A 624-nucleotide genomic window follows, 5' to 3' on the forward strand; every position below is an offset into this window, starting at 1 on the left:
GTAAAAGTTGAAGTTTTCGCTGCAGGTGAAATCGTTGACGTAACAGGAATTTCTAAAGGTAAAGGTTTCCAAGGTGTTATCAAACGCCACGGACAATCTCGCGGACCTATGTCTCATGGTTCTCGCTATCACCGTCGTCCAGGTTCAATGGGCCCAGTTGCTCCGAACCGTGTATTCAAAGGCAAAAAACTTGCTGGACGTATGGGTGGAGACCAAGTTACTATCCAAAACTTAGAAATCGTTCAAGTTGACACTGAGCGCAACTTATTACTAGTAAAAGGTAACGTTCCAGGTGCTAAGAAATCTCTTGTAGTTGTTCAAGGCGCTGTGAAGGTTAGCAAATAATTCACAATAGGAAGGAGGAATTCCAATGCCAAAAGTTACTGTATATAACCAAACTGGTTCACAGGTGAGTGAAATCGAATTAGGTGAAGCGATTTTCGGTATCGAACCAAATGAAGCTGTACTTTTCGAAGCTGTAATGATGCAACGTGCATCTTTACGTCAAGGTACACACAAAGTAAAAACTCGCTCTGAAGTTCGCGGTGGTGGTCGTAAACCATGGCGTCAAAAAGGAACTGGACGTGCTCGTCAAGGGTCTATCCGCTCTCCTCAATGGCGTGG

The 624-nt window shown here is 44.2% G+C and carries 2 protein-coding genes; both read left to right on the top strand.

Going from position 1 to position 624, the window contains the following annotated elements; all coding sequences use genetic code 11:
• On the top strand, positions 1-345 hold a 345-nt coding region (rplC, locus tag H7A69_RS17215; RefSeq protein WP_220456288.1), incomplete at its 5' end, for a 50S ribosomal protein L3.
• Between the two features lie 25 nt (positions 346-370).
• Positions 371-624 (top strand): 50S ribosomal protein L4 (locus H7A69_RS17220; RefSeq protein WP_411469380.1); only part of this gene is annotated, 254 nt, incomplete at its 3' end.

Source organism: Curtobacterium sp. ME26 (assembly GCF_903970945.1).
GTDB lineage: Bacteria > Actinomycetota > Actinomycetes > Actinomycetales > Microbacteriaceae > Curtobacterium > Curtobacterium citri.